Source organism: Klebsiella sp. KPN54798 (genome assembly GCF_021184225.1).
Classification (GTDB): Bacteria; Pseudomonadota; Gammaproteobacteria; order Enterobacterales; family Enterobacteriaceae; genus Klebsiella; species Klebsiella pneumoniae.
In genome coordinates this window covers 5,228,640-5,252,272 of record NZ_CP089234.1, presented here as the reverse complement: position 1 = coordinate 5,252,272, position 23,633 = coordinate 5,228,640, and the positions used below count along the sequence as shown (strand labels likewise).

The 23,633-nt window shown below is 56.7% G+C and carries 21 protein-coding genes; 13 read left to right on the top strand and 8 right to left on the bottom strand.

Annotated features, from left to right (window positions below; translation table 11 throughout):
- Positions 1-1,545: a threonine ammonia-lyase, biosynthetic gene (ilvA, locus tag LPQ25_RS25175; RefSeq protein ID WP_012737119.1), complete on the top strand. Its 1,545-nt coding sequence runs from the start codon at positions 1-3 to the stop codon at positions 1,543-1,545.
- Here ilvA and ilvY read toward each other — a convergent pair.
- A complete protein-coding gene (gene ilvY / locus LPQ25_RS25170) occupies positions 1,542-2,432 on the bottom strand; it encodes an HTH-type transcriptional activator IlvY (RefSeq protein WP_002883176.1) in 891 nt (296 codons plus the stop codon). The two genes, ilvA and ilvY, sit on opposite strands and share 4 nt — an antisense overlap.
- Positions 2,433-2,584: 152 nt before the next feature.
- Between ilvY and ilvC the strand changes: the two genes are divergently transcribed.
- On the top strand, positions 2,585-4,060 hold the full coding sequence (gene ilvC / locus LPQ25_RS25165; protein WP_014908115.1) for a ketol-acid reductoisomerase: 1,476 nt from the start codon (positions 2,585-2,587) through the stop codon (positions 4,058-4,060).
- A 203-nt stretch (positions 4,061-4,263) separates the two neighbouring features.
- Here ilvC and ppiC (LPQ25_RS25160) read toward each other — a convergent pair whose 3' ends face one another.
- On the bottom strand, positions 4,264-4,545 hold the full coding sequence (gene ppiC, locus LPQ25_RS25160) for a peptidylprolyl isomerase PpiC (RefSeq protein ID WP_002883180.1): 282 nt from the start codon (positions 4,543-4,545) through the stop codon (positions 4,264-4,266).
- A gap of 51 nt (positions 4,546-4,596) precedes the next feature.
- Positions 4,597-4,878, bottom strand: a complete 282-nt coding sequence (gene ppiC, locus LPQ25_RS25155; RefSeq protein WP_002883181.1) for a peptidylprolyl isomerase PpiC — start codon at positions 4,876-4,878, stop codon at positions 4,597-4,599.
- A gap of 112 nt (positions 4,879-4,990) precedes the next feature.
- On the opposite strand from ppiC (LPQ25_RS25155), the gene rep reads away from it, so the two are divergent.
- Positions 4,991-7,012, top strand: a complete 2,022-nt coding sequence (rep, locus tag LPQ25_RS25150) for a DNA helicase Rep (RefSeq protein WP_004181641.1) — start codon at positions 4,991-4,993, stop codon at positions 7,010-7,012.
- 4 nt (positions 7,013-7,016) lie between these two features.
- Here rep and LPQ25_RS25145 read toward each other — a convergent pair whose 3' ends face one another.
- The 5 genes from LPQ25_RS25145 to rhlB all read right to left on the bottom strand — a co-directional run bounded on the left by LPQ25_RS25145 (position 7,017) and on the right by rhlB (position 12,769).
- Positions 7,017-7,739 carry a DUF554 domain-containing protein gene (locus LPQ25_RS25145; RefSeq protein WP_002883185.1) on the bottom strand — a complete coding sequence of 241 codons (723 nt, stop codon included), beginning with the start codon at positions 7,737-7,739 and terminating at the stop codon, positions 7,017-7,019.
- A 62-nt stretch (positions 7,740-7,801) separates the two neighbouring features.
- On the bottom strand, positions 7,802-8,800 hold the full coding sequence (locus LPQ25_RS25140; RefSeq protein WP_004181642.1) for an amidohydrolase family protein: 999 nt from the start codon (positions 8,798-8,800) through the stop codon (positions 7,802-7,804).
- Positions 8,801-8,930: 130 nt separating this feature from the next.
- Positions 8,931-9,857 (bottom strand): LysR family transcriptional regulator, encoded by a 927-nt coding sequence (locus tag LPQ25_RS25135; protein WP_002883211.1) that lies wholly within the window; start codon positions 9,855-9,857, stop codon positions 8,931-8,933.
- 19 nt (positions 9,858-9,876) lie between these two features.
- The gene (gene gppA / locus LPQ25_RS25130; RefSeq protein ID WP_004150419.1) at positions 9,877-11,385 is read right to left on the bottom strand and encodes a guanosine-5'-triphosphate,3'-diphosphate diphosphatase; all 1,509 of its coding nucleotides are present in this window, start codon (positions 11,383-11,385) and stop codon (positions 9,877-9,879) included.
- A gap of 118 nt (positions 11,386-11,503) precedes the next feature.
- On the bottom strand, positions 11,504-12,769 hold the full coding sequence (rhlB, locus tag LPQ25_RS25125) for an ATP-dependent RNA helicase RhlB (protein ID WP_012737122.1): 1,266 nt from the start codon (positions 12,767-12,769) through the stop codon (positions 11,504-11,506).
- Positions 12,770-13,110: 341 nt separating this feature from the next.
- On the opposite strand from rhlB, the gene trxA reads away from it, so the two are divergent.
- From trxA to rffA, 10 genes are all read left to right on the top strand, one after another.
- Entirely contained in the window at positions 13,111-13,440 is a 330-nt protein-coding gene (gene trxA / locus LPQ25_RS25120) for a thioredoxin TrxA (protein ID WP_002883224.1), read from the top strand.
- A 330-nt stretch (positions 13,441-13,770) separates the two neighbouring features.
- Positions 13,771-15,030 (top strand): transcription termination factor Rho, encoded by a 1,260-nt coding sequence (rho, locus tag LPQ25_RS25115; protein WP_002883293.1) that lies wholly within the window; start codon positions 13,771-13,773, stop codon positions 15,028-15,030.
- Positions 15,031-15,270: 240 nt separating this feature from the next.
- Positions 15,271-16,374: a UDP-N-acetylglucosamine--undecaprenyl-phosphate N-acetylglucosaminephosphotransferase gene (gene wecA / locus LPQ25_RS25110; RefSeq protein ID WP_002883295.1), complete on the top strand. Its 1,104-nt coding sequence runs from the start codon at positions 15,271-15,273 to the stop codon at positions 16,372-16,374.
- 13 nt (positions 16,375-16,387) lie between these two features.
- Entirely contained in the window at positions 16,388-17,434 is a 1,047-nt protein-coding gene (gene wzzE / locus LPQ25_RS25105; protein WP_002883296.1) for an ECA polysaccharide chain length modulation protein, read from the top strand.
- Positions 17,435-17,490: 56 nt separating this feature from the next.
- Positions 17,491-18,621: a non-hydrolyzing UDP-N-acetylglucosamine 2-epimerase gene (gene wecB / locus LPQ25_RS25100; RefSeq protein WP_002883297.1), complete on the top strand. Its 1,131-nt coding sequence runs from the start codon at positions 17,491-17,493 to the stop codon at positions 18,619-18,621.
- On the top strand, positions 18,618-19,880 hold the full coding sequence (gene wecC, locus LPQ25_RS25095) for a UDP-N-acetyl-D-mannosamine dehydrogenase (RefSeq protein ID WP_012737123.1): 1,263 nt from the start codon (positions 18,618-18,620) through the stop codon (positions 19,878-19,880). Before wecB ends, wecC begins: the two co-directional genes overlap by 4 nt.
- Entirely contained in the window at positions 19,877-20,944 is a 1,068-nt protein-coding gene (gene rffG / locus LPQ25_RS25090) for a dTDP-glucose 4,6-dehydratase (RefSeq protein ID WP_012737124.1), read from the top strand. The genes wecC and rffG overlap by 4 nt, the downstream gene beginning before the upstream one ends.
- An 18-nt stretch (positions 20,945-20,962) precedes the next feature.
- Positions 20,963-21,844 (top strand): glucose-1-phosphate thymidylyltransferase RfbA, encoded by an 882-nt coding sequence (rfbA, locus tag LPQ25_RS25085; protein ID WP_002883307.1) that lies wholly within the window; start codon positions 20,963-20,965, stop codon positions 21,842-21,844.
- On the top strand, positions 21,822-22,496 hold the full coding sequence (gene rffC, locus LPQ25_RS25080; protein ID WP_012737125.1) for a dTDP-4-amino-4,6-dideoxy-D-galactose acyltransferase: 675 nt from the start codon (positions 21,822-21,824) through the stop codon (positions 22,494-22,496). Before rfbA ends, rffC begins: the two co-directional genes overlap by 23 nt.
- A 5-nt stretch (positions 22,497-22,501) precedes the next feature.
- Positions 22,502-23,632 carry a dTDP-4-amino-4,6-dideoxygalactose transaminase gene (gene rffA, locus LPQ25_RS25075; RefSeq protein WP_012737126.1) on the top strand — a complete coding sequence of 377 codons (1,131 nt, stop codon included), beginning with the start codon at positions 22,502-22,504 and terminating at the stop codon, positions 23,630-23,632.
- The last annotated feature ends 1 nt before the right edge of the window (position 23,633 follow it).

Sequence of the window (23,633 nt, the reverse complement as noted above, 5' to 3'; positions counted from 1 at the left end):
ATGGCGGATTCACAACCCTTGTCCGGCGCTCCTGAGGGCGCCGAGTACCTGCGAGCAGTGCTGCGCGCGCCGGTTTATGAAGCGGTGCAGAAAACGCCGCTGCAAAAAATGGATAAGCTCTCGTCGCGGCTGGATAACGTTATTCTGGTGAAGCGTGAAGATCGCCAGCCGGTACACAGCTTTAAGCTGCGCGGCGCTTACGCGATGATGTCCAGCCTGACTGCCGAACAGAAATCCCACGGGGTGATCACCGCTTCGGCGGGCAACCATGCCCAGGGCGTGGCGTTTTCCGCATCGCGGCTGGGCGTTAAGGCGCTGATCGTGATGCCAGTAGCGACCGCCGATATCAAAGTCGATGCCGTTCGCGGCTTTGGCGGCGAAGTGCTGCTGCACGGCGCCAACTTTGACGAAGCGAAGGCGAGAGCGATTGAGCTGGCGCAACAGCAGGGTTTTACCTGGGTGCCGCCGTTCGATCACCCGATGGTCATCGCCGGACAGGGAACCCTGGCGCTGGAGCTGCTGCAGCAGGATGCCCATATTGACCGCGTATTCGTCCCGGTGGGCGGCGGCGGTCTGGCAGCGGGCGTGGCGGTGCTGATCAAGCAGCTGATGCCGCAGATCAAAGTGATCGCGGTGGAGGCGGAAGATTCTGCTTGCCTGAAGGCGGCGCTGGACGCAGGCCATCCGGTGGATCTGCCGCGCGTCGGCTTGTTTGCCGAAGGCGTGGCGGTCAAACGCATCGGCGATGAAACGTTCCGTTTATGCCAGGAGTATCTGGACGATATCATCACCGTCGATAGCGATGCTATCTGCGCGGCGATGAAGGATCTGTTCGAAGATGTGCGGGCGGTGGCGGAGCCTTCCGGCGCGCTGGCGCTGGCGGGGATGAAAAAGTATATTGCCCAGCATAACATCCGCGGCGAGCGTCTGGCTCATATTCTGTCCGGGGCCAACGTCAACTTCCACGGCCTGCGCTACGTGTCCGAGCGCTGCGAGCTCGGGGAACAGCGCGAAGCACTGCTGGCGGTGACGATCCCGGAAGAGAAAGGTAGCTTTTTGAAGTTTTGCCAGCTACTGGGGGGCCGCTCGGTGACGGAGTTCAACTACCGCTTTGCCGATGCCAAAGACGCCTGTATTTTTGTCGGGGTACGCCTGAGTCGTGGCCTGGAAGAGCGGAAAGAGATCCTCCAGTTACTGAACGATGGCGGCTACAGCGTCGTTGACCTTTCCGATGACGAAATGGCCAAGCTCCATGTGCGCTATATGGTCGGCGGCCGGCCGACCAAAGCGCTGCAGGAGCGGCTGTTCAGCTTCGAGTTTCCGGAATCGCCGGGGGCGCTGCTGAAATTCCTGCATACCCTTGGCACCCACTGGAATATTTCACTGTTCCACTACCGCAGCCACGGCACTGACTATGGTCGGGTACTGGCGGCCTTCGAGTTGGGCGAGCACGAGCCGGACTTTGAAACTCGTCTTAATGAGCTGGGCTATGAGTGCCACGACGAAACGCATAACCCGGCATTCCGCTTTTTCCTCGCGGGTTAGTGGTTGGGAAGAATTTTCCAGAAAGCATCAATAAGCGGCTCATGCAGCCGCTTTTTTTGTGCGCAAACGCCCAGCTCAAACGGCGTTTGCTCATCGCTGCGCTCCAGGATCATCACCCTGTTGCGTACCGGCTCCGGACTGTTCTCCAGCACCACTTCCGGCAGCAGCGCCACGCCGCATCCCAGGGCGACCATCGACACCATCGCTTCGTGCCCGCCGACGGTGGCGTAGATCGACGGATTGCTGATTTTATGCCGCCGAAACCACAGCTCGATGCGCCGACGTACCGGCCCCTGGTCGGCCATGATAAAGGGCACTGTCGACCAGTCGGGGCGCTCGACGGTCACCTGGTTGCGCACCGGGCAGGGAAGGGCCGGGGCAATTAACACCACGGCGAGGTTCTCCAGCATCGAAAACGCCACCGACCCTGGCAGAGTCTCCGGCTTACCGGCAATCGCCAGGTCGGCTTCGCCGGTGACGACCTTCTCCATAGCGTCGGCGGCGTCGCCGGTCGAGAGCTTGATCTCCACCGAGGGGTGCGCGGCGCGAAAGCGGTCGAGGATCGGCGGCAGATGGCTATAGGCGGCGGTGACGGAGCAGAAGATGTGCAGCTCGCCGGAGAGCGAAGGGCCCTGCTGATCGATGACGTGACGAAGCTGCTGATACTGCAATAAAGTCTGTTGGGCAAAGGTACGTAACTCTTCCCCGGCTTCGGTAAGGGTCACCGTGCGATTATCTCGCACGAACAGCGGCTGGCCGAGGTCCTCTTCCAGACGCTGGATCTGGCGCGAAAGCGTCGACGGGCTGACGTGCATGGCCCGCGCGCTGCGGCCAAAATGGCGGCTTTCCGCCAGATGCAGAAAGGTTTTCAGATCGCGTAAATCCACGGCGCGTACTCCCCGGTTTTGTATTTCATAAAATGCAACGTGACGTTGTGAATATATCAATTTCCGCAATAAAATTCCTGTCATATAGTAAGTTCATTCTCGCAAAAGCGAACCGAACAATAAGCACGACACAACATCACGGAGTTACAGACATGGCTAACTACTTTAATACACTGAACCTGCGCCAGCAGCTGGCACAGCTGGGCAAATGCCGCTTTATGGCGCGCGACGAATTCGCCGATGGCGCAAGCTACCTTCAGGGTAAAAAAGTGGTCATCGTCGGCTGCGGCGCGCAGGGCCTGAACCAGGGTCTGAACATGCGTGACTCCGGCCTGGATATCTCCTATGCGCTGCGTAAAGAAGCGATCGCTGAGAAGCGCGCCTCCTGGCGTAAAGCGACTGAAAACGGCTTCAAAGTCGGCACTTATGAAGAGCTGATCCCGCAGGCGGACCTGGTGGTTAACCTGACGCCGGACAAACAGCACTCAGACGTTGTGCGCTCCGTACAGCCGCTGATGAAAGACGGCGCAGCGCTGGGTTACTCCCACGGCTTCAACATCGTGGAAGTGGGCGAGCAGATCCGTAAAGACATCACCGTGGTGATGGTGGCGCCGAAGTGCCCGGGCACCGAAGTGCGTGAAGAGTACAAACGCGGTTTCGGCGTACCGACGCTTATCGCGGTACACCCGGAAAACAACCCGAAAGGCGAAGGCATGGCGATTGCCAAAGCATGGGCTGCGGCGACAGGCGGCCACCGCGCGGGCGTGCTGGAATCTTCCTTCGTGGCGGAAGTGAAATCTGACCTGATGGGCGAGCAAACCATCCTTTGCGGCATGCTGCAGGCGGGTTCTCTGCTGTGCTTCGACAAGCTGGTGGCGGAAGGTACCGATCCGGCGTATGCAGAAAAACTGATTCAGTTCGGCTGGGAAACCATCACCGAAGCGCTGAAGCAGGGCGGCATCACCCTGATGATGGATCGCCTCTCCAACCCGGCGAAACTGCGCGCTTATGCGCTGTCCGAGCAGCTGAAAGAGATCATGGCGCCGCTGTTCCAGAAACACATGGACGACATTATCTCCGGCGAATTCTCCTCCGGCATGATGGCGGACTGGGCGAACGACGATAAGAAACTGCTGACCTGGCGTGAAGAGACCGGCAAAACCGCCTTCGAAACCGCGCCGCAATATGAAGGCAAAATCGGCGAGCAGGAGTACTTCGATAAAGGCGTTCTGATGATCGCGATGGTGAAAGCGGGCGTTGAGCTGGCCTTCGAAACCATGGTGGCCTCCGGCATCATCGAAGAGTCTGCTTACTACGAATCACTGCATGAGCTGCCGCTTATCGCCAACACCATCGCCCGTAAGCGTCTGTATGAGATGAACGTGGTTATTTCCGATACCGCTGAATATGGTAACTACCTGTTCTCTTACGCTTGCGTACCGCTGCTGAAAGAGTTCATGACCACCCTGCAGACCGGCGACCTGGGCACAGCGATTGCCGAAGGCGCGGTAGATAACGCGCAGCTGCGCGATGTGAACGAAGCGATTCGCAGCCACGCTATCGAGCAGGTTGGTAAGAAACTGCGCGGTTATATGACCGATATGAAGCGTATCGCGGTAGCCGGCTAATTCCTCGTCGTCTTTCGACTTGCCGATGCGTTGGCTACGGTACGTACACCCCAGTCACATAGTAATCTTTGTTCCTGGGGATGTACTTCCTTGCCGCCTTCCGGCAAGCCGAAATCCATAGAGGCATGGATTTGTTTAGTAGGCCTGATAGGCGAAGCGCCATCAGGCAAAAACCCGGAGATTAAGATCCCCGGGTTTTTTTATTATTTCCGGTACAGCACTTTGATGATGTGGTAGCCGAACTGGGTATGCAGCGGGCCGGTTGGCTCCAGTTCAGGGCAGGAGAAGACCACTTTATCGAAGGCCGGTACCATCTGGCCCTGGCGGAACTCACCCAGATCGCCGCCGCGTTTGCCTGACGGACAAATGGAGTGTTTCTTTGCCAGCTTGCCGAAATCGGCGCCGTTTTTGAGCTGCTCGAGCAGATCGAGCGCCAGTTTCTCTTCTTTTACCAGGATATGCAGTGCTGCCGCGGTTTTAGCCATGATTGCGCCTTGAGTGAGTTGGGATAAATCAGGGCGCCATAGTATCACGCGCTAGCGGCGATACAGCACCTTGATGATGTGGTAGCCGAATTTGGTTTTCACCGGGCCATAGGGTTTGAGCAGCGGACAGCTGAAGACGGCTTGATCAAACGGACCGACCATCGCGCCTTGCTGAAACTCGCCTAAGTCGCCGCCGTTGCGGCCAGACGGACATTTAGAATAGCGTTTCGCCAGATGATCGAAGCTGACGCCCCGCTCCAGTTTGGCGAGGATCTCCAGCGCCAGTTTCTCTTCTTTGACCAGGATATGCAGGGCCGCTGCGCTTTTTGCCATGACATCATTCTCAGGATGGTTTGCGTGGCTGACACTTTACCATCAGTCAGTAAATCTCGGCTCCGCTTTCTGCTACAATCCCCACCCCGTTCGAAGATTGAGCAAGACTCCCATGCGTTTAAACCCTGGCCAACAACAAGCCGTCGAATTCGTCACCGGACCGTGCCTGGTGCTGGCGGGCGCCGGTTCCGGTAAGACCCGCGTTATTACGAATAAAATCGCCCACCTGATCCGCGGCTGCGGCTATCAGGCGCGCCATATCGCGGCCGTGACCTTTACCAACAAAGCCGCGCGCGAGATGAAAGAGCGCGTTGGGCAAACGCTGGGGCGCAAAGAGGCGCGTGGGCTGATGATTTCCACCTTCCACACTTTGGGGCTGGATATCATTAAGCGCGAATACGCTGCGCTGGGTATGAAGTCTAACTTTTCCTTATTCGACGATACCGACCAGGTGGCGCTGCTTAAGGAACTGACCGAAGGATTGATCGAAGATGACAAAGTGGTGCTTCAGCAGCTGATCTCGACGATCTCCAACTGGAAAAACGATCTAAAAACCCCGGCGCAGGCCGCCGCTGGCGCGAAAGGCGAACGGGATCGTATTTTCGCCCACTGCTATGGGCTATACGACGCGCACATGAAGGCCTGCAATGTCCTCGATTTTGACGATCTGATCCTACTGCCAACGCTGCTGCTGCAGCGCAACGAGGAGGTGCGCGAGCGCTGGCAAAATAAGATCCGCTACCTGCTGGTAGATGAGTATCAGGATACCAATACCAGCCAGTATGAGCTGGTGAAACTGCTGGTGGGTCAGCGGGCGCGCTTTACCGTGGTGGGCGATGACGACCAGTCGATCTACTCGTGGCGCGGCGCGCGGCCGCAGAACCTGGTGCTGCTCAGCCAGGACTTCCCGGCGCTGCAGGTGATCAAGCTTGAGCAGAACTACCGCTCATCCGGGCGTATTCTGAAAGCCGCCAACATTTTGATCGCCAATAACCCTCACGTCTTTGAAAAGCGGCTGTTCTCCGAACTGGGATATGGCGCAGAGCTGAAAGTGCTCTCCGCCAACAATGAAGATCATGAAGCGGAGCGCGTGGCCGGGGAGCTGATCGCCCACCACTTCATTAATAAAACCAATTACAAAGACTACGCTATCCTTTATCGCGGCAATCACCAGTCGCGGGTCTTTGAAAAGATGCTGATGCAGAACCGCATCCCGTACAAAATCTCCGGCGGCACGTCGTTCTTTTCGCGTCCGGAAATTAAAGATCTGCTGGCCTATCTGCGCGTGCTGACCAACCCGGACGACGACAGCGCCTTCCTGCGTATCGTCAACACGCCGAAGCGCGAGATCGGCCCGGCGACGCTGCAAAAGCTCGGTGAGTGGGCGATGGGCCGCAACAAAGGATTGTTCACCGCCAGCTTTGATATGGGTCTCAGCCAGACGCTGACCGGGCGCGGCTATGAATCCCTCACCCGCTTCACCCACTGGCTACGCGAGATCCAGCAGCTGGCCGAACGCGAGCCGGTCAACGCCGTGCGCGATTTGATTCGCGGGATCGACTACGAATCCTGGCTGTATGAAACCTCGCCCAGCCCGAAAGCCGCGGAAATGCGCATGAAAAACGTCAACCAGCTGTTTACCTGGATGACCGAGATGCTGGAAGGCAGCGAAATCGATGAGCCGATGACCCTGACCCAGGTGGTCACCCGCTTTACCCTGCGCGACATGATGGAGCGCGGCGAATCGGATGAAGAGCTGGATCAGGTGCAGCTGATGACTCTCCATGCGTCAAAGGGGCTGGAGTTCCCCTACGTTTATCTGGTGGGAATGGAAGAGGGATTGCTGCCGCACCAAAGCAGCATTGATGAAGATAACGTCGATGAAGAGCGCCGCCTGGCCTACGTTGGCATCACCCGTGCGCAGAAAGAGCTGACCTTTACGCTCTGTAAGGAGCGCCGGCAATATGGCGAGCTGGTGCGTCCTGAACCGAGTCGTTTTCTGCTGGAGCTACCTCAGGACGACCTTATCTGGGAGCAGGCACGCAAAACCATTACGCCTGAAGAGCGGATGCAAAAAGGCCAGGCCAACGTCGCTAATATTCGGGCGATGCTGGCAAAGGCGAAAAAAGCTTAGCGTCTCAGGCGATAAACTGCTGCCAGGCGGCGGAGAAGGGCATCACCAGTATTAGCGAGGGCAGCATATTGGCGGTAGGGAAGGCACGGATCCCGCACAGACGGAAACCGGTCGCCAGCATAATGATGCCGCCGCAGGCGGTGAAATCGGCGATCATCGACGGATTGATTAACGCCATGATAAAGGTTGCCGCGAAAAACAGGATAACGAAAACAATCAGCTGGGGAATAAAGATCACGGTGATGATATACCCCAGCGTGGAGGCGAAAATCGCGGCAGTAAAAAAGTCGAGGATCGACTTGGTCAGCAGAATGGTCGGGTCGCCGGTCATCCCTTCGGTTAAGGCGCCGAAGATGCCGGTACCGCTGGCGCAGAACAGGATCAGCACGGCGATAAACTGATTCATAAAATCTTCCGCACCGACGCTGGCGCTGGACTGCGCCGGAAAGATACGTTCAATGGGGCTGCGCAGCGTTGTTCCGGCTCGTTCAATCCATTTTTCAATATTCAACAGGCCGCCGATAATCGTGCCGACAATAATAGCCAGGGCAATCGGCGGCAGGTTATGCAATTTATTGACAAAGAATATGCCCATACTGATTGAGATCAGTCCGGCGATCAACGGTAAGGTTTTTTTGAAATGTTCCGGAATAAAACGATTCAGTGAAGCGCCCGCCAGCGCACCGACGAGAAGCGAGCCGCTACAGACAAATATACCTATAGCCATAATTTATTTTCCCTAATAAAAATCAGGGCCTGAATATACAGGCCCTGAAATATTTAAATTAATTATTTAATGTTAAATACGCGGCTGGCATTACCCCAGGCGATTTTCTCTTTCAGGCCTGCTTCAAGTTCTAAAGGATCAAACCAGTCGCAGGCCTGATGAATATCTTCATACGGATAATCGACAGAGAACATCACGCGATCGGCGCCCATGACTTCAATAGCATTATTCAGTGAATGGGTATTGAAATGGCCGCTGGTGGTAACGATGAAGTTATTCTGCAGGTAGTGCATTAACGGTTTTTCCGCTTTACCCAGACCGCAGCCGAAACGCTGACGATAGAGACGATGTTGAGTGCGCGGCAGCATATGTACCAGCCCTTCGCCGAGGTGACCCAGCACCAGATTGAGGTTAGGATAACGATCGAACAGACCGCTCATCATCAGACGAATAGCATGCACTGCCGTTTCCTGAGCGAAGCCCCAGGCAGAGCCGATCAGGCTTTCGTAACCGGTATAGATGCCACGCGCCGGGCCTTCCAGCGGTTCACGAGGATGCAGATAGACAGGCACGTTCAGCTCGTTGACCTTATCCCAGAATACCAGCATGGATTCGTCATCAAGATACAGGCCATGCTCGCTATCTTTAACGTTGGTGTAGCCGTTGATCAGCGCACCTTTCATGCCTAACTTTTTCACGGCGCGCTCCAGCTCTTCCGCCGCGGCTTCCGGGTTCTGCAATGCCAGGGTGGCGAAGGCGCTGAATTTGTCCGGATTTGGCTTCACATAATTCTCAACGATAAAATCGTTAGTATCGCGGGCAAAAGAGACGGCTTTGGCTTTATCTAAAATAGACTGGGCGCCAGGTGAAGTCAGAGAAAGAATTACATGATCAATATGACGCTGCGCCATTTCTTCCAGCTGAATGCTGCGATCCAGCAGGCGGCGTTCGACATCTTTCATATATTCTGTGCCGTTACGACCTGCTTCACCAGATGAATCCCACAGACGGTTATTTTCAGGAGTGGATACGTGTTCTTCTAAAGCAATTTTTCCGCGCATGATATTTTCCTTGCGATATGTGTCAGTGTGGCTTGATGCGAGGAGAATAAAAGCTTTCACGTATTACCAGCAATAAACCAAACGTAATAGGGGTTATTAATAAAACCAATACACGGGCGTAATTTGTTACTTAGATTTTAATAGAAGTACTCTGCTGTGCGGGATCGGCAAGCGTAGCGATCAGCGAGCGTAGCCAGATATGTCCGGGATCGCGGTGCAGCCGCTGATGCCAGACCTGACGGATGGCGATTTTGGCGAGGGGAAAAGGCAGCGGCCAGCTACGGCAGGGATAGCGCCGGGTGATATGCCGCGCCACCTGTTCCGGGACGACGGCAATCATATCGCTTTCGGCCACCAGCTCACCGGTACCTAAAAAACTTGGTAACGTTAGCGCAATGCGCCGGGGCATGTGGTGCTCATCAAGCAGCTTATCCATATCGCCATGGGCAGTCCCCTCCACGCGGATCGCCAGATGCTTTTCCTGGCGCCAGTCTTCGGCGCGGAGCTGTGCGCGAATGCGAGGATGGTTTTCCGCAGCCAGGCAGACATATGATTGATCGAAGAGATGTTGCTGGTAGACGCTTTCCGGAAGCTGCGTCAGATAGCCGATCGCGAGATCGCATTTCCCGGATTCGAGGGCGTTGAGGGTCTGCTCATCCAGATTCTGTACCGTAAAGGTGATCCCGTCCGCCGCCTGCTGCTGGAGCGCAATTTGCAATAAAGGCAGCAGCGTCATTTGGCTGATATCGGTCATACCGATCGTAAAATTACGCTGGCTCTGCTGGGGAAGAAATTCAGGTTTGACCGCTAAATCGTTATCGGCAAGCTGGAGAAGAGTCGAGATGGTGGGGGCGATCGCGTCCGCTCGCGGCGTCGGGATCATCCGCTGCCCGACCCGGACAAACAGCGGGTCAGCAAAATGATCTCGTAGTTTTTTCAGCAAAAGGCTGCCGGTGGGCTGGCTGATATCGAGCGCGTCCGCTGCTGGGGAAACATTGCCCAAGCGGTAGAGCGCAGAGAAAAAGCGTAGCGATTTGAAATCCAGTTCTTCCCGCATCCGCCCTCCTGGCTGGATATTATTTCAGCGTATCGCCGCTGGCGACCCGAAGTATCCAGTGGACGTAGCTTTGCCACTGACACTCCTGATCGACCATCTCCCGACCCAGCGGATGTTCATCCAGCCAGTTTCCCGGCAATATCAGCGTCAGTTGTTCGTCTTGAGCGGTCAGCTGAATGGCGGGCAACAGATCGTCGCGCCGCCGGCTGGCAAACAGGATTGCCAGTCGCAGCAGACGACACAGATGCTCAGCCACCCGCGGTGGGACGGCATTCTGTTGATGAAGCGAAGAGAGGTCGATAGCGTTAGTCTGGTTAAGGAGCAGCGTGGCAATCAGCTTCTTCTGCGCCGGGGTAAAGCCCGGCAGGTCGAGGTTATTGACCAGATAGGCGGCGTGCTGCGGCGCGCGCTTAAAATCCACGCTCAGCCCAATCTCATGCAGCGCACAGGCGCTAAGGAGTAAATCACGGCTTAGCGGATCCAGCTCCCAGCTGCCATCCAACTGACTGAGCAGATGACTGGCAAGGCCGCCGACGCGCTGGGCCTGTTCGGTGTCGATCATAAAACGACGCTGAATATTACGCAGCGTGCGGCTGCGGATGTCCTGCTCAACGGAGAGATGCAGCATGCCGTACACCAGGCCTTCGCGTAACGCGCCGCCCGCGAGGGTCATACACTGAATATTCAGTTCGCTGAAGATAGCGATCAGGATCGCCAGCCCGCTAGGAAACACCAGCGCCCGCTCAAGGGTTAAGCCTTCGATCTCCAGCTCTTCCAGACGTCCGCACTGGATAGCGCGCTGTTTAAGCTGCTGGAGTTTGGCGAGGGTGATTCGTTCATCCATCCCCTGCGCCATCATAATTTCCTGCAGAGCCTGAACGGTGCCGGAGGCGCCAACGCACACTTTCCATCCGTGATAGCGCAGCACATCGGCGACGGGCAGTAGCACCTCGCGCGCAGCCGCTTCGGCGAGATCGAAATTCTCTTTCGTCAGACTACGGTCGGCAAAATAGCGTTCAAGCCAGGTCACACAGCCCATCGACAGGCTAAACAGCGAGGTTGTTTGTGCGCCGGTCCCGGTCACCAGCTCGGTGCTGGCGCCGCCGATATCGACCACCAGGCGCTGATCGGCGCCGCCGGTGGTGTGGGCGACACCCTGGTAAATCAGGCGCGCTTCTTCTTCGCCGCTGATCACTTGCACTGGAGTGCCGAGGATCTCCTGCGCTTTCGCCAGAAACTCCCCCGCATTGACGGCAAGACGCAGCGTGGCGGTGGCCACGACGCGGATTTGCGTCGGCGGAATATCCTGCAGGCGCTCGGCAAACAGGCGTAAGCACTGCCAGCCCCGTTCCATCGCTTCTGCGGAGAGGGTGTTGTCGCTATTCAGGCCGGCGGCCAGTCGAACCTTACGCTTAATGCGGCTCAGCGTCTGGATGCTGCCCGCCACCTCGCGCACCACCAACATATGGAAACTATTGGAGCCCAAATCAATGGCGGCATATAGCGAGGTGGAGCTCATACTCTTCATCGTTCAGAAGGCTCCCTGGTCGGCGGGGCGCTTAGGCCCGATCCACATCACTGAGCGGGTCGCCAGAGGAAGGTCGCCCTGGCAGATTCTGAATGACTGAGCGTATGGCATAGATCTCTTAACCTGAACGACGACGATTGCGCGGTGGACCGTTACGGCGCGGGCCGTTGCCTGGGCGCGCACGGGTCAGACGCAGCGGCTTAGGCAGGTCGGTCATCAGCGCGTCCGGGTTGTACTTACTGACCGGAATTGAGTGACCAATATAGGTTTCGATCGCCGGCAGATTCAGCGCATACTCTTCGCAGGCGAGGCTAATGGAGTGACCGCTGGCGCCAGCGCGACCGGTACGGCCGATGCGGTGAACGTAATCTTCGCAGTCGTCCGGCAGATCGTAGTTAAAGACGTGAGTCACGGCCGGAATATGTAAGCCACGGGCGGCAACATCGGTCGCGACCAGAATATCGAGGTCGCCACGGGTAAATTCTTCGAGAATGCGCAGACGTTTTTTCTGCGCCACGTCGCCGGTCAGCAGACCTACGCGATGGCCGTCGGCGGCGAGATGGCCCCAGATATCTTCGCAACGGTGCTTGGTATTGGCGAAAACGATGGCGCGATCGGGCCACTCTTCTTCCAGCAGCGTCTGCAGCAGGCGCATTTTTTCTTCATTGGAAGGGTAGAAGAGCTCTTCTTTAATACGGTGGCCTGTCTTCTGTTCCGGCTCGACTTCAACGTACTCGGCGTTATTCATTTGTTCGAACGCCAGTTCGCGGACGCGATAAGAAAGGGTCGCGGAGAACAGCATGTTCAGGCGCTGAGTGGCCGGCGGCATGCGGCGGAACAGCCAGCGGATATCTTTAATAAAGCCGAGATCGTACATGCGATCGGCTTCGTCCAGCACGACAACCTGAATGGCGCCGAGGTTAATGTGGTTCTGCTTCGCGTAATCGATCAGACGACCAGTGGTGCCGATCAGAATATCGACGCCGCTTTCCAGCACTTTCAGCTGTTTATCGTAGCCGTCGCCGCCGTAAGCCAGACCCAGCTTCAGACCGGTGGCCAGCGCCAGTGGCTCAGCGTCGGCGTGGATCTGTACCGCCAGTTCACGCGTCGGCGCCATAATCAGCGCGCGCGGTTGGTTAACCTGGCGATCGGCGATAGCCGGGTGAGAGAGAAGATAATGAAACGTTGACGTCAGGAACGCCATCGTTTTACCGGTACCGGTTTGCGCCTGCCCGGCGACATCGCGGCCTTCCAGCGTCAGCGGAAGGGCGAGGGCCTGAATGGGTGTGCAATTATGAAACCCTTTCTTTTCAAGGGCTTCAATGACTGCCGGGTGCAGGGCGAAGTCGGAAAACTTCTGTTCTGTTAAATGTGTTTTGCTCATAGTGTGGTAGAATATCAGCTAACTATTGCATTAAGAAAGCGTATCCGGTGAAATAACGTCAACCTTTCGTTGGCGGTGTACGAAATTATTCAAGGTACGTCTACGGTAACTGAACGAATCCAGGATAGCTTAGACTACTAAGCGAGTCGGGAGCGATAAATCTGCAGCATGCAGTTCGCGTTCGGGCACCCTGGCGTCAACAGGCGAGTCCATGATGGATTGCGCCAGTTGGCAGGCCAGAGAATTGAGGTATCCTGAAGAATAGCGTGCATAACGTAGCCGCAGCGCGTCGTTGATGGCTACGACACCAACACACCAGGCTTATTCCTGTGGAGTTAAATATGAGCGATAAAATTATTCACCTGACTGACGACAGTTTTGACACGGACGTACTCAAGGCTGACGGGCTGACCCTCGTCGATTTCTGGGCAGAGTGGTGTGGTCCGTGCAAAATGATCGCCCCGATTCTGGATGAGATCGCTGAAGAGTATCAGGGCAAACTGACCGTAGCTAAGCTGAACATTGACCAGAACCCGGGCACTGCGCCGAAATACGGCATTCGCGGTATCCCAACCCTGCTGCTGTTTAAAAACGGCGAAGTGGCGGCCACTAAAGTTGGCGCACTGTCCAAGGGTCAGCTGAAAGAGTTCCTCGACGCTAACCTGGCGTAAGCGAATTGCTGTTCCGGCGTCCAGATTCCTATTTTTTGCGGAACTCTGGACGCCCGGCTGGAGTCGTGCTAAGTTAATCCACAGACTTCGTTTTAAACATACCTTGTTTGAATCTTGTTTTACCCGAAGCATCCCGCATAAATGCGCGTGAAGCTAATAATTCCGGGCTTTTCACTCATTCCGTCTAGTCGTTTCAGTTCTGCGTTCTTTCCTGTGACCAGGCAACGTACAGACACGAGATGAAGGCCGTTAACAGGCATGGAAGTTCCTGCCATACCATTCACAACATTAAGTTCGAGATTTACCCCGAGTTTAAGAACCCACACCACTATGAATCTTACCGAATTAAAGAATACGCCGGTTTCTGAGCTGATTACTCTCGGCGAAAATATGGGGCTGGAAAACCTGGCTCGTATGCGTAAGCAGGATATTATTTTTGCCATCCTCAAGCAGCATTCGAAGAGTGGCGAAGATATCTTTGGCGACGGCGTACTGGAGATACTGCAGGATGGATTTGGATTCCTCCGCTCCGCAGACAGCTCCTACCTCGCCGGCCCTGACGACATCTACGTATCCCCCAGCCAAATCCGCCGTTTCAACCTCCGCACTGGTGACACCATTTCCGGTAAGATTCGTCCTCCGAAAGAGGGTGAACGTTACTTTGCGCTGCTGAAAGTTAACGAAGTTAACTACGACAAGCCGGAAAACGCGCGTAACAAGATCCTGTTCGAGAACTTAACGCCGCTGCACGCGAACTCTCGCCTGCGTATGGAGCGTGGTAACGGTTCTACCGAAGACTTAACCGCTCGCGTACTGGATCTGGCCTCCCCGATTGGCCGCGGCCAGCGTGGTCTGATCGTCGCGCCGCCGAAGGCCGGTAAAACCATGCTGCTGCAGAACATCGCGCAGAGCATCGCATACAACCACCCGGACTGTGTCCTGATGGTACTGCTGATCGACGAACGTCCGGAAGAAGTGACCGAGATGCAGCGTCTGGTGAAAGGTGAAGTGGTTGCTTCCACCTTTGACGAGCCGGCATCCCGTCACGTGCAGGTTGCCGAGATGGTTATTGAGAAAGCGAAACGTCTGGTTGAACACAAGAAAGACGTTATCATCTTGCTCGACTCCATTACCCGTCTGGCGCGTGCCTACAACACCGTGGTTCCGGCTTCCGGTAAAGTGTTGACCGGTGGTGTGGACGCCAACGCCCTGCACCGTCCGAAGCGTTTCTTTGGTGCGGCACGTAACGTCGAGGAGGGCGGTAGCCTGACCATCATCGCCACGGCGCTGATCGACACCGGTTCCAAAATGGACGAAGTTATCTACGAAGAGTTTAAAGGCACCGGTAACATGGAACTGCACCTCTCTCGTAAGATTGCTGAAAAACGCGTCTTCCCGGCTATCGACTACAACCGTTCCGGTACCCGTAAAGAAGAGCTGCTTACCACTCAGGAAGAGCTGCAGAAAATGTGGATCCTGCGCAAAATTATCCATCCGATGGGTGAGATTGATGCGATGGAATTCCTCATCAATAAGCTGGCAATGACCAAGACGAATGATGACTTCTTCGATATGATGAAGCGCTCGTAAGGTAAAAAAAGCCAAAAACGCCACGCCTTTGCGTGGCGTTTTCATTTTTGGGTTTGTATGATCCAGAGACAGAGAAAGCGGGACGAAAGTTGTCGTATAATGGCGCCGGATAGCAGGCGGAGACAGCTTTAACAGACTAAAATCTATACAATAAATTTGTAATGTTCTGCTTTTCCCCTTCTGGAGTTGGGGCATCATCGCTATACTTCCCGGATTAACTATGCTGAGAGCACATGCGTTGTGAATTTACTCACTGCTATTACTGAATTAATCAGTATTTTCTTATTCACGACCCTCTTTATTTTTGTCGCGCGGAAAGTGGCAAAAAAGATCGGGTTAGTGGATAAACCCAACTATCGCAAACGGCATCAGGGGTTGATTCCGTTGGTCGGTGGTATCTCAGTTTATGCAGGTATCTGTTTCACTTTCGCCATCGCCGATTATTATATTCCTCACGCCTCGCTGTATCTGGCCTGCGCGGGGGTATTGGTGCTGGTTGGCGCGCTTGACGATCGCTTCGACATCAGCGTGAAAATTCGCGCGGTCATTCAGGCCGCGATCGCCGTGATTATGATGATGGCAGGGAATCTGCATCTGAGTAGTTTGGGCTTTATTTTTGGCTCGTGGGAACTGGTGCTGGGGCCCTTCGGCTTCTTCCTGACGCTGTTTGCCGTCTGGGCCGCTATCAATGCGTTCAACATGGTCGATGGTATCGACGGCCTGCTCGGCGGACTGTCATCGGTCTCTTTTGCGGCGACCGGGATTATCCTTTGGTTTGATGGTCAGTACAGCCTGGCGATGTGGTGTTTCGCGATGATCGCCGCCATTCTACCCTATATTCTTCTCAATCTTGGCGCCCTCGGCCGCCGCTATAAAGTCTTTATGGGTGACGCCGGCAGCACGATGATTGGCTTCACCATCATCTGGATCCTGCTGGAAACCACGCAAGGTAAAACGCATCCCATTAGCCCGGTGACCGCGCTGTGGATTATCGCTATCCCGTTGATGGACATGGTGGCGATTATGTATCGCCGCCTGCGCAAAGGCATGAGTCCTTTCTCACCGGACCGTCAGCATATTCATCATTTGATCATGCGCGCCGGGTTTACTTCCCGCCAGGCGTTTGTCCTGATTACCCTGGCCGCCGCCCTGCTGGCGCTGGTTGGCGTCGTGGCGGAATACACCCGCATTGTGCCGGAATGGGTGATGTTAATTCTCTTTTTGGTAGCCTTCTTTCTTTATGGCTACTGTATTAAGCGCGCCTGGAAAGTGGCGCGCCTGGTTAAGCGCATCAGACGCAGAATTCGGCGACACAGCGGCAATAATCCGAAACTAACCAAGTAGAGCTGGGGATGTGATGACTCAACCATTACCGGGAGCACAAGCAGTGAACGTTGAGAACGAGCTGGATATTCGCGGGCTGTTTCGCGCTTTATGGGCAGGAAAAGGCTGGATAGTCGGCGGCGCCGTACTCTTCGCCGCCATCGTGCTGGTGTACACCTTCTTTGCTCGCCAGGAGTGGAGCGCCACGGCGATCACCGATCGGCCTACTGTCAATATGTTGGGGGGATACTATTCCCAACAGCAGTTCTTACGCAATCTGGACATTAAAGCCGACCTCGCCTCGGTCGACCAGCCTTCCGCCATGGATGAAGCGTATAAAGAGTTCATCATGCAGCTGGCCTCCTGGGATACCCGGCGCGATTTCTGGCTGCAAACGGACTACTACAAGCAGCGTCAGTCGGGTAATGCCCGCGCTGATGCGGCGATGCTGGATGACCTGATTAACAATATCCAGTTTATGCCAGGCGATGCGGCCAAGAGCATTAACGACAGCGTCAAACTGACCGCCGAGACCGGGCAGGATGCCAATAATCTGTTGCGTCAGTATGTGGCCTTCGCCAGCCAGCGGGCGGCAGGCCATCTTAACGACGAACTTAAAGGCGCCTGGGCGGCGCGGACGGTGCAGATGAAGGCGCAGGTGAAGCGCCAGGAAGAGGTGGCCGAGGCCATCTTCAACCGCCGGACGCACAGCGTGGAGCAGGCGCTGAAGGTGGCTCAGCAGCACAATATTTCACGTAGCGAAACGGATGTTCCTGCCGATCAGTTGCCGGATTCAGAGCTATTTTTATTGGGCAGGCCGATGCTGCAGGCCAGGCTGGAAAACCTGCAGGCCGTTGGGCCGGAATATGACCTCGATTACGACCAGAACCGCGCCATGCTGAGCACGTTGAACGTCGGTCCAACGTTAGATCCGCGTTTTCAGACTTACCGGTATTTGCGGACGCCGGAAGAACCTGTAAAACGCGATAGCCCGCGCCGTGTATTTCTGATGGTGATGTGGGGGATTGTGGGTGCGCTCATCGGCGCAGGCGTGGCGTTATCGCGTCGTCGTGTCCTGTGATTGCGGCCTGTGGTGAAGGGCAGATGACCTTCATCGCCTAATCGAAGAGAATCGATGTGAAAGTACTAACTGTATTTGGCACGAGGCCGGAAGCCATCAAGATGGCGCCTCTGGTCCATGCGCTGGCAAAGGATCCTCATTTTGAGGCGAAAGTATGCGTGACCGCGCAGCATCGGGAGATGCTCGATCAGGTGTTGAAACTTTTCTCTATTGTCCCGGACTACGATCTCAACATCATGAAGCCGGGGCAGGGGCTGACCGAGATCACCTGTCGCATCCTTGAAGGGCTGAAGCCGGTGCTGGAGTCGTTTAAACCCGACGTGGTGCTGGTACATGGCGATACCACCACCACCATGGCGGCGAGCCTGGCGGCGTTTTATCAGCGGATACCGGTGGGCCACGTAGAGGCCGGCCTGCGCACCGGCGATTTAAGTTCGCCGTGGCCGGAAGAAGGCAACCGTACGTTGACCGGCCATCTGGCGACATACCATTTCGCCCCCACGGAAACCTCGCGGCAGAACCTGCTACGGGAAAATATTGCCGACAGTCGCATCACGGTCACCGGGAATACGGTCATTGACGCCCTGTTCTGGGTGCGGGATCGGGTGCTGGGTGATGAAGCGCTACGGGAGACCCTGCTGCAGCGCTATCCTTTCATCAGCCACGGTAAAAAGATGATTCTGGTTACCGGCCACCGGCGGGAAAGCTTTGGGCTCGGTTTTGAACAGATCTGCCAGGCGCTGGCCGAGATAGCCCATACCCACCCTGAGGTGCAGATTGTCTATCCGGTTCACCTGAATCCTAATGTCAGCGAGCCGGTGAATCGTATTCTTGGTCATATTGACAATGTGATGTTGATTGAACCGCAGGATTACCTGCCGTTCGTCTGGCTGATGGATCGCGCCTGGCTGATCCTGACCGATTCCGGCGGCATTCAGGAAGAGGCCCCCTCGCTGGGTAAGCCGGTGCTGGTCATGCGCGATATGACCGAACGTCCGGAAGCGGTGGCCGCCGGCACCGTGTGTCTGGTGGGCACCGACAGCCAGCGCATCGTCGCGGAAGTGACGCGACTGCTGGAGGATGATGCTGCATACCAGGCGATGAGCCGTGCGCATAATCCCTATGGCGATGGCGAAGCATGTCGTCGCATTTTGTCTGCACTTAAAAATAATCAGGTAACGCTATGAGTTTTTCTACCATTTCAGTGATTGGCCTTGGCTATATCGGGCTGCCAACCGCTGCCGCGTTCGCCTCCCGGCAGAAGCGGGTGGTCGGCGTTGATGTTAATCAACATGCCGTGGAGACCATTAACCGTGGAGAGATTCATATCGTGGAGCCGGATCTGGCGAGCGTGGTGAAGACCGCGGTCGAGCAGGGGTATTTAAGCGCCACCACCACCTCGGTGGAGGCGGATGCTTACCTGATTGCCGTGCCGACGCCGTTTAAAGATCGCCACGAGCCGGATATGGTGTTTGTCGAGTCGGCCGCCAAATCCATTGCGCCGACGTTAAAGAAAGGGTCGCTGGTGATCCTCGAGTCCACTTCGCCGGTCGGGTCGACCGAACAGATGGCCGAGTGGCTGGCGGAGATGCGCCCGGATCTTAGCTTCCCCCAGCAGGTGGGTGAAGCGGCGGACGTGAATATCGCCTACTGCCCGGAGCGGGTATTGCCCGGTCAGGTGATGGTCGAGCTGATTAAAAACGACCGTGTTATCGGCGGCATGTCGCCGGTCTGCTCCGCTCGCGCCAGCGAGCTGTATAAAATCTTCCTTGAAGGCGAATGCGTGGTGACCAACTCGCGCACCGCCGAGATGTGCAAGCTGACGGAAAACAGCTTCCGCGACGTCAACATCGCTTTTGCCAACGAGCTGTCGCTGATTTGCGCCGACCAGGGGATTAACGTCTGGGAGCTGATCCGCCTGGCGAACCGCCATCCGCGCGTCAATATCCTGCAGCCGGGCCCGGGTGTTGGCGGCCACTGTATCGCCGTCGACCCATGGTTTATCGTGGCGCAAAACCCGCAGCAGGCGCGTCTGATCCGCACCGCTCGCGAGGTCAACGACCACAAGCCGGAATGGGTTATCGAACAGGTGAAAGCGCAGGTGGCGGACTGCCTGAATGCCACCAACAAGCGGGCCAGCGAACTGACGATCGCCTGTTTTGGCCTCGCTTTTAAACCGAATATTGACGACCTGCGCGAAAGTCCGGCGATGGAAATTGCCGCGCAGATTGCCCGCTGGCACAGCGGCACGACCCAGGTGGTTGAGCCCAACATTCACGCGCTGCCGAAGAAACTCGATGGACTGTGTACGCTGGCGACCCTTGAGGCGGCGCTGGCCAGCGCCGATGTGCTGGTGATGTTGGTCGATCATAACCAATTTAAAGCCGTTAGCGGCGATAGCGTCACCCAGGCGTTTATCGTCGACACCAAAGGAGTGTGGCGGTGAGAACCATTCTGGTCACCGGCGGCGCGGGCTTCATTGGTTCGGCGGTAGTGCGGGAGATTATCCAGCACACCGCCGATCGCGTGGTGGTGGTGGATAAACTGACCTACGCCGGCAATTTAATGTCGCTGGCGCCGGTGGCGCAGGATGCGCGTTTCGCCTTTGAACAGGTGGATATCTGCGACCGCGCCGAGCTGGATCGCATTTTTCGTCAGCATCAACCGGATACGGTGATGCACCTGGCGGCGGAAAGCCATGTCGATCGTTCGATTGACGGCCCGGCGGCGTTTATCGAGACTAATATCGTGGGCACCTATACGCTGCTGGAGGCGGCCCGTAGCTGGTGGAATACCCTGGCTACGGCGCAAAAATCGGCGTTTCGCTTCCATCACATCTCCACCGATGAAGTGTATGGCGATCTGCATGGCAGCGATGATTTCTTTACCGAGACCACGCCCTATGCGCCAAGCAGCCCCTATTCGGCTTCGAAAGCCAGCAGCGACCACCTGGTGCGCGCCTGGCTGCGAACCTATGGCCTGCCGACGCTTATCACCAACTGCTCAAATAACTACGGCCCGTATCACTTTCCCGAGAAGCTGATCCCGCTGACGATCCTTAACGCGCTGGCGGGCAAGCCGCTGCCGGTGTATGGCAATGGACAACAGATCCGCGACTGGCTGTACGTGGAAGATCACGCCAGAGCGCTGTATCTGGTGGCGACCTGCGGCGAACCGGGCGAAACTTACAATATCGGCGGTCATAACGAACGGAAAAATATCGAGGTGGTGGAAACCATTTGTCAGCTGCTGGAAGAGCTGGCGCCGGATAAGCCGCAGGGCGTGGCGCACTATCGCGATCTGATCGCCTTCGTTGCCGATCGTCCGGGCCACGATCTGCGCTATGCCATTGATGCCTCGAAGATTGCCCGCGAGCTGGGCTGGACGCCGGCAGAGACTTTCACCTCCGGTATGCGTAAGACCGTGGCGTGGTATCTGGCGAACGAGGCCTGGTGGCGTCGGGTTCAGGACGGAAGCTATCAGGGCGAGCGTCTTGGGCTGCAAAGCTAATCATCTCTGGGGGGAATGATGAAAGGTATTATTCTGGCGGGCGGTTCCGGAACGCGGCTACATCCCATCACCCGCGGCGTATCGAAGCAGCTGTTGCCGATCTACGATAAGCCGATGATCTACTACCCGCTGTCGGTATTAATGCTGGCCGGGATCCGTGAGATCCTGATTATCACCACGCCGGACGACCTACGTGATTTCCAGCGCCTGCTCGGCGATGGCTCAGAGTTTGGCATTGCGCTGCACTATGCCGTACAGCCGACGCCGGATGGTTTAGCCCAGGCGTTTATCATCGGCGAAGCCTTTCTTAACGGCGAACCGGCGTGTCTGGTGTTAGGCGACAATATCTTCTTCGGCCAAAGCTTTAGCCCGAAGCTGCGCAGCGTCGCTGCCCGCACGGAAGGGGCGACGATTTTTGGCTATCAGGTGATGGATCCTGAGCGCTTTGGCGTGGTGGAGTTTGATGATAACTTCCGTGCGCTATCGCTGGAAGAGAAGCCGAAGCAGCCGAAGTCGAACTGGGCGGTCACCGGTCTCTATTTCTACGATGGCAAGGTGACGGAGTATGCCAAACGGGTCAAACCATCCGAGCGCGGCGAGCTGGAAATCACCTCCATCAACCAGATGTATCTGGAGGATGGCGCATTGACCGTCGAACTGCTTGGACGCGGCTTTGCCTGGCTGGACACCGGCACCCACGATAGCCTGATCGAGGCCAGCATGTTCGTGCAGACCGTCGAGAAGCGCCAGGGCTTTAAAATCGCCTGTCTGGAAGAGATCGGCTGGCGTAACGGCTGGCTGGACGACGACGGCGTCAAACGTGCGGCGAAGCGGCTGGAAAAAACCGGCTACGGCCAATATCTGCTGGATCTGCTCCGTGCCCGTCCGCGCCAGTATTGACCCCCTGGAGTGGGAGAACCGCTTCTTTGCCGTGAACAGCGCGATCGTGCGCTTTGACGAGCACGCGCCGCGGCTGACGCCTGAGGCGCTGGCGGGGTGGTCGCGAGTGCAGGCGAAGATCGCCGCCAGCGACACCGTCCGGCTGGACGCGCTGCAGCGGCTGGGTTTTCAGCTGGTGGAAGGTGAGGTCGATCTGGCGCTGCCGGTGGGCAGCCCTGCAGATGCCGGCGCAGACGTCGCCGTGGAAGCGGATATTGCGCCGCTGCGCGAGCAGGCGGCGCAGGCATTTGCCATGAGCCGCTTTCGCGCGCCCTGGTACGCTGCCGACGCCAGCGGCCGCTTCTATGCCCAGTGGATTGAAAATGCGGTGCGCGGCACCTTCGATCATCAGTGCCTGATTTACCGCCATCCTGAGGGCGATATTCGCGCCTTTGTCTCCCTGCGGCAGATCACTGCGACCGAAGCGCGTATCGGCCTGCTGGCCGGACGCGGCGCCGGGGCGCAGTTGATGCAGGCGGCGCGGTACTGGGCCGCCTCGCGCGGACTTTCTACAGTGCGGGTGGCGACCCAGATGGGCAACACCGCCGCGCTTAAACGTTATATTCTCAGCGGTGCTAACGTGGAAAGCACCGCCTACTGGCTATACAGGTGACCCCCATGATCCCATTTAACGCGCCGCCGGTGGTTGGAACCGAGCTTGATTACATGCAGTCTGCGATGAACAGCGGCAAGCTGTGCGGCGACGGCGGCTTTACGCGCCGCTGCCAGCAGTGGATGGAGCAGCGATTTGGCACGGCAAAAGCGCTACTGACCCCTTCCTGCACGGCTTCGCTGGAGATGGCCGCGCTGCTGCTGGATATCCAGCCGGGCGACGAAGTGATTATGCCCAGCTATACCTTTGTCTCCACCGCCAACGCCTTTGTGCTGCGCGGGGCGAAAATCGTCTTCGTTGATATCCGTCGCGATACGATGAATATCGACGAAACGCTCATCGAAGCCGCCATCACCGATAAAACCCGGGCGATTGTCCCGGTGCATTATGCCGGCGTAGCCTGCGAGATGGACACCATCATGGCCATCGCCGACAAATACAACCTGTTTGTGGTGGAAGACGCCGCACAGGGGGTGATGTCCACCTACAAGGGGCGCGCGCTGGGCACCATCGGCCATATCGGCTGCTTCAGCTTCCATGAAACCAAAAACTACACCGCCGGCGGTGAGGGCGGGGCGACGCTGATCAACGATCGCACGCTGGTGGAACGCGCGGAGATTATTCGCGAAAAAGGCACCAACCGCAGCCAGTTCTTTCGCGGCCTGGTGGATAAATATACCTGGCGGGACATTGGCTCCAGCTATCTGATGTCCGACCTGCAGGCCGCCTATCTGTGGGCGCAGCTGGAAGCGGCGGAGCGCATCAACCAGCAGCGCCTGGCCCTGTGGCAGAACTACTATGATGCGCTGCTGCCGCTGGCGCGCGCCGGGCGTATCGAACTGCCGACGGTTCCGGCCGACTGCGGGCAAAACGCGCACATGTTCTACATTAAACTGCGTGATATCAAGGATCGCAGCAGACTGATCGCCTGGCTGAAAGAGGCGGAGATCCTCGCGGTATTCCATTACATTCCCCTGCACAGCTGCCCGGCAGGCGAACAGTTCGGCGAATTCCGCGGTGAAGACCGCTACACCACTCAGGAGAGCGAGCGTCTGGTACGCCTGCCGCTGTTTTACAATCTGTCTGTGGTGAACCAGCGGACGGTGATTAACTCGCTGCTGAGCTACTTCTCCTGAT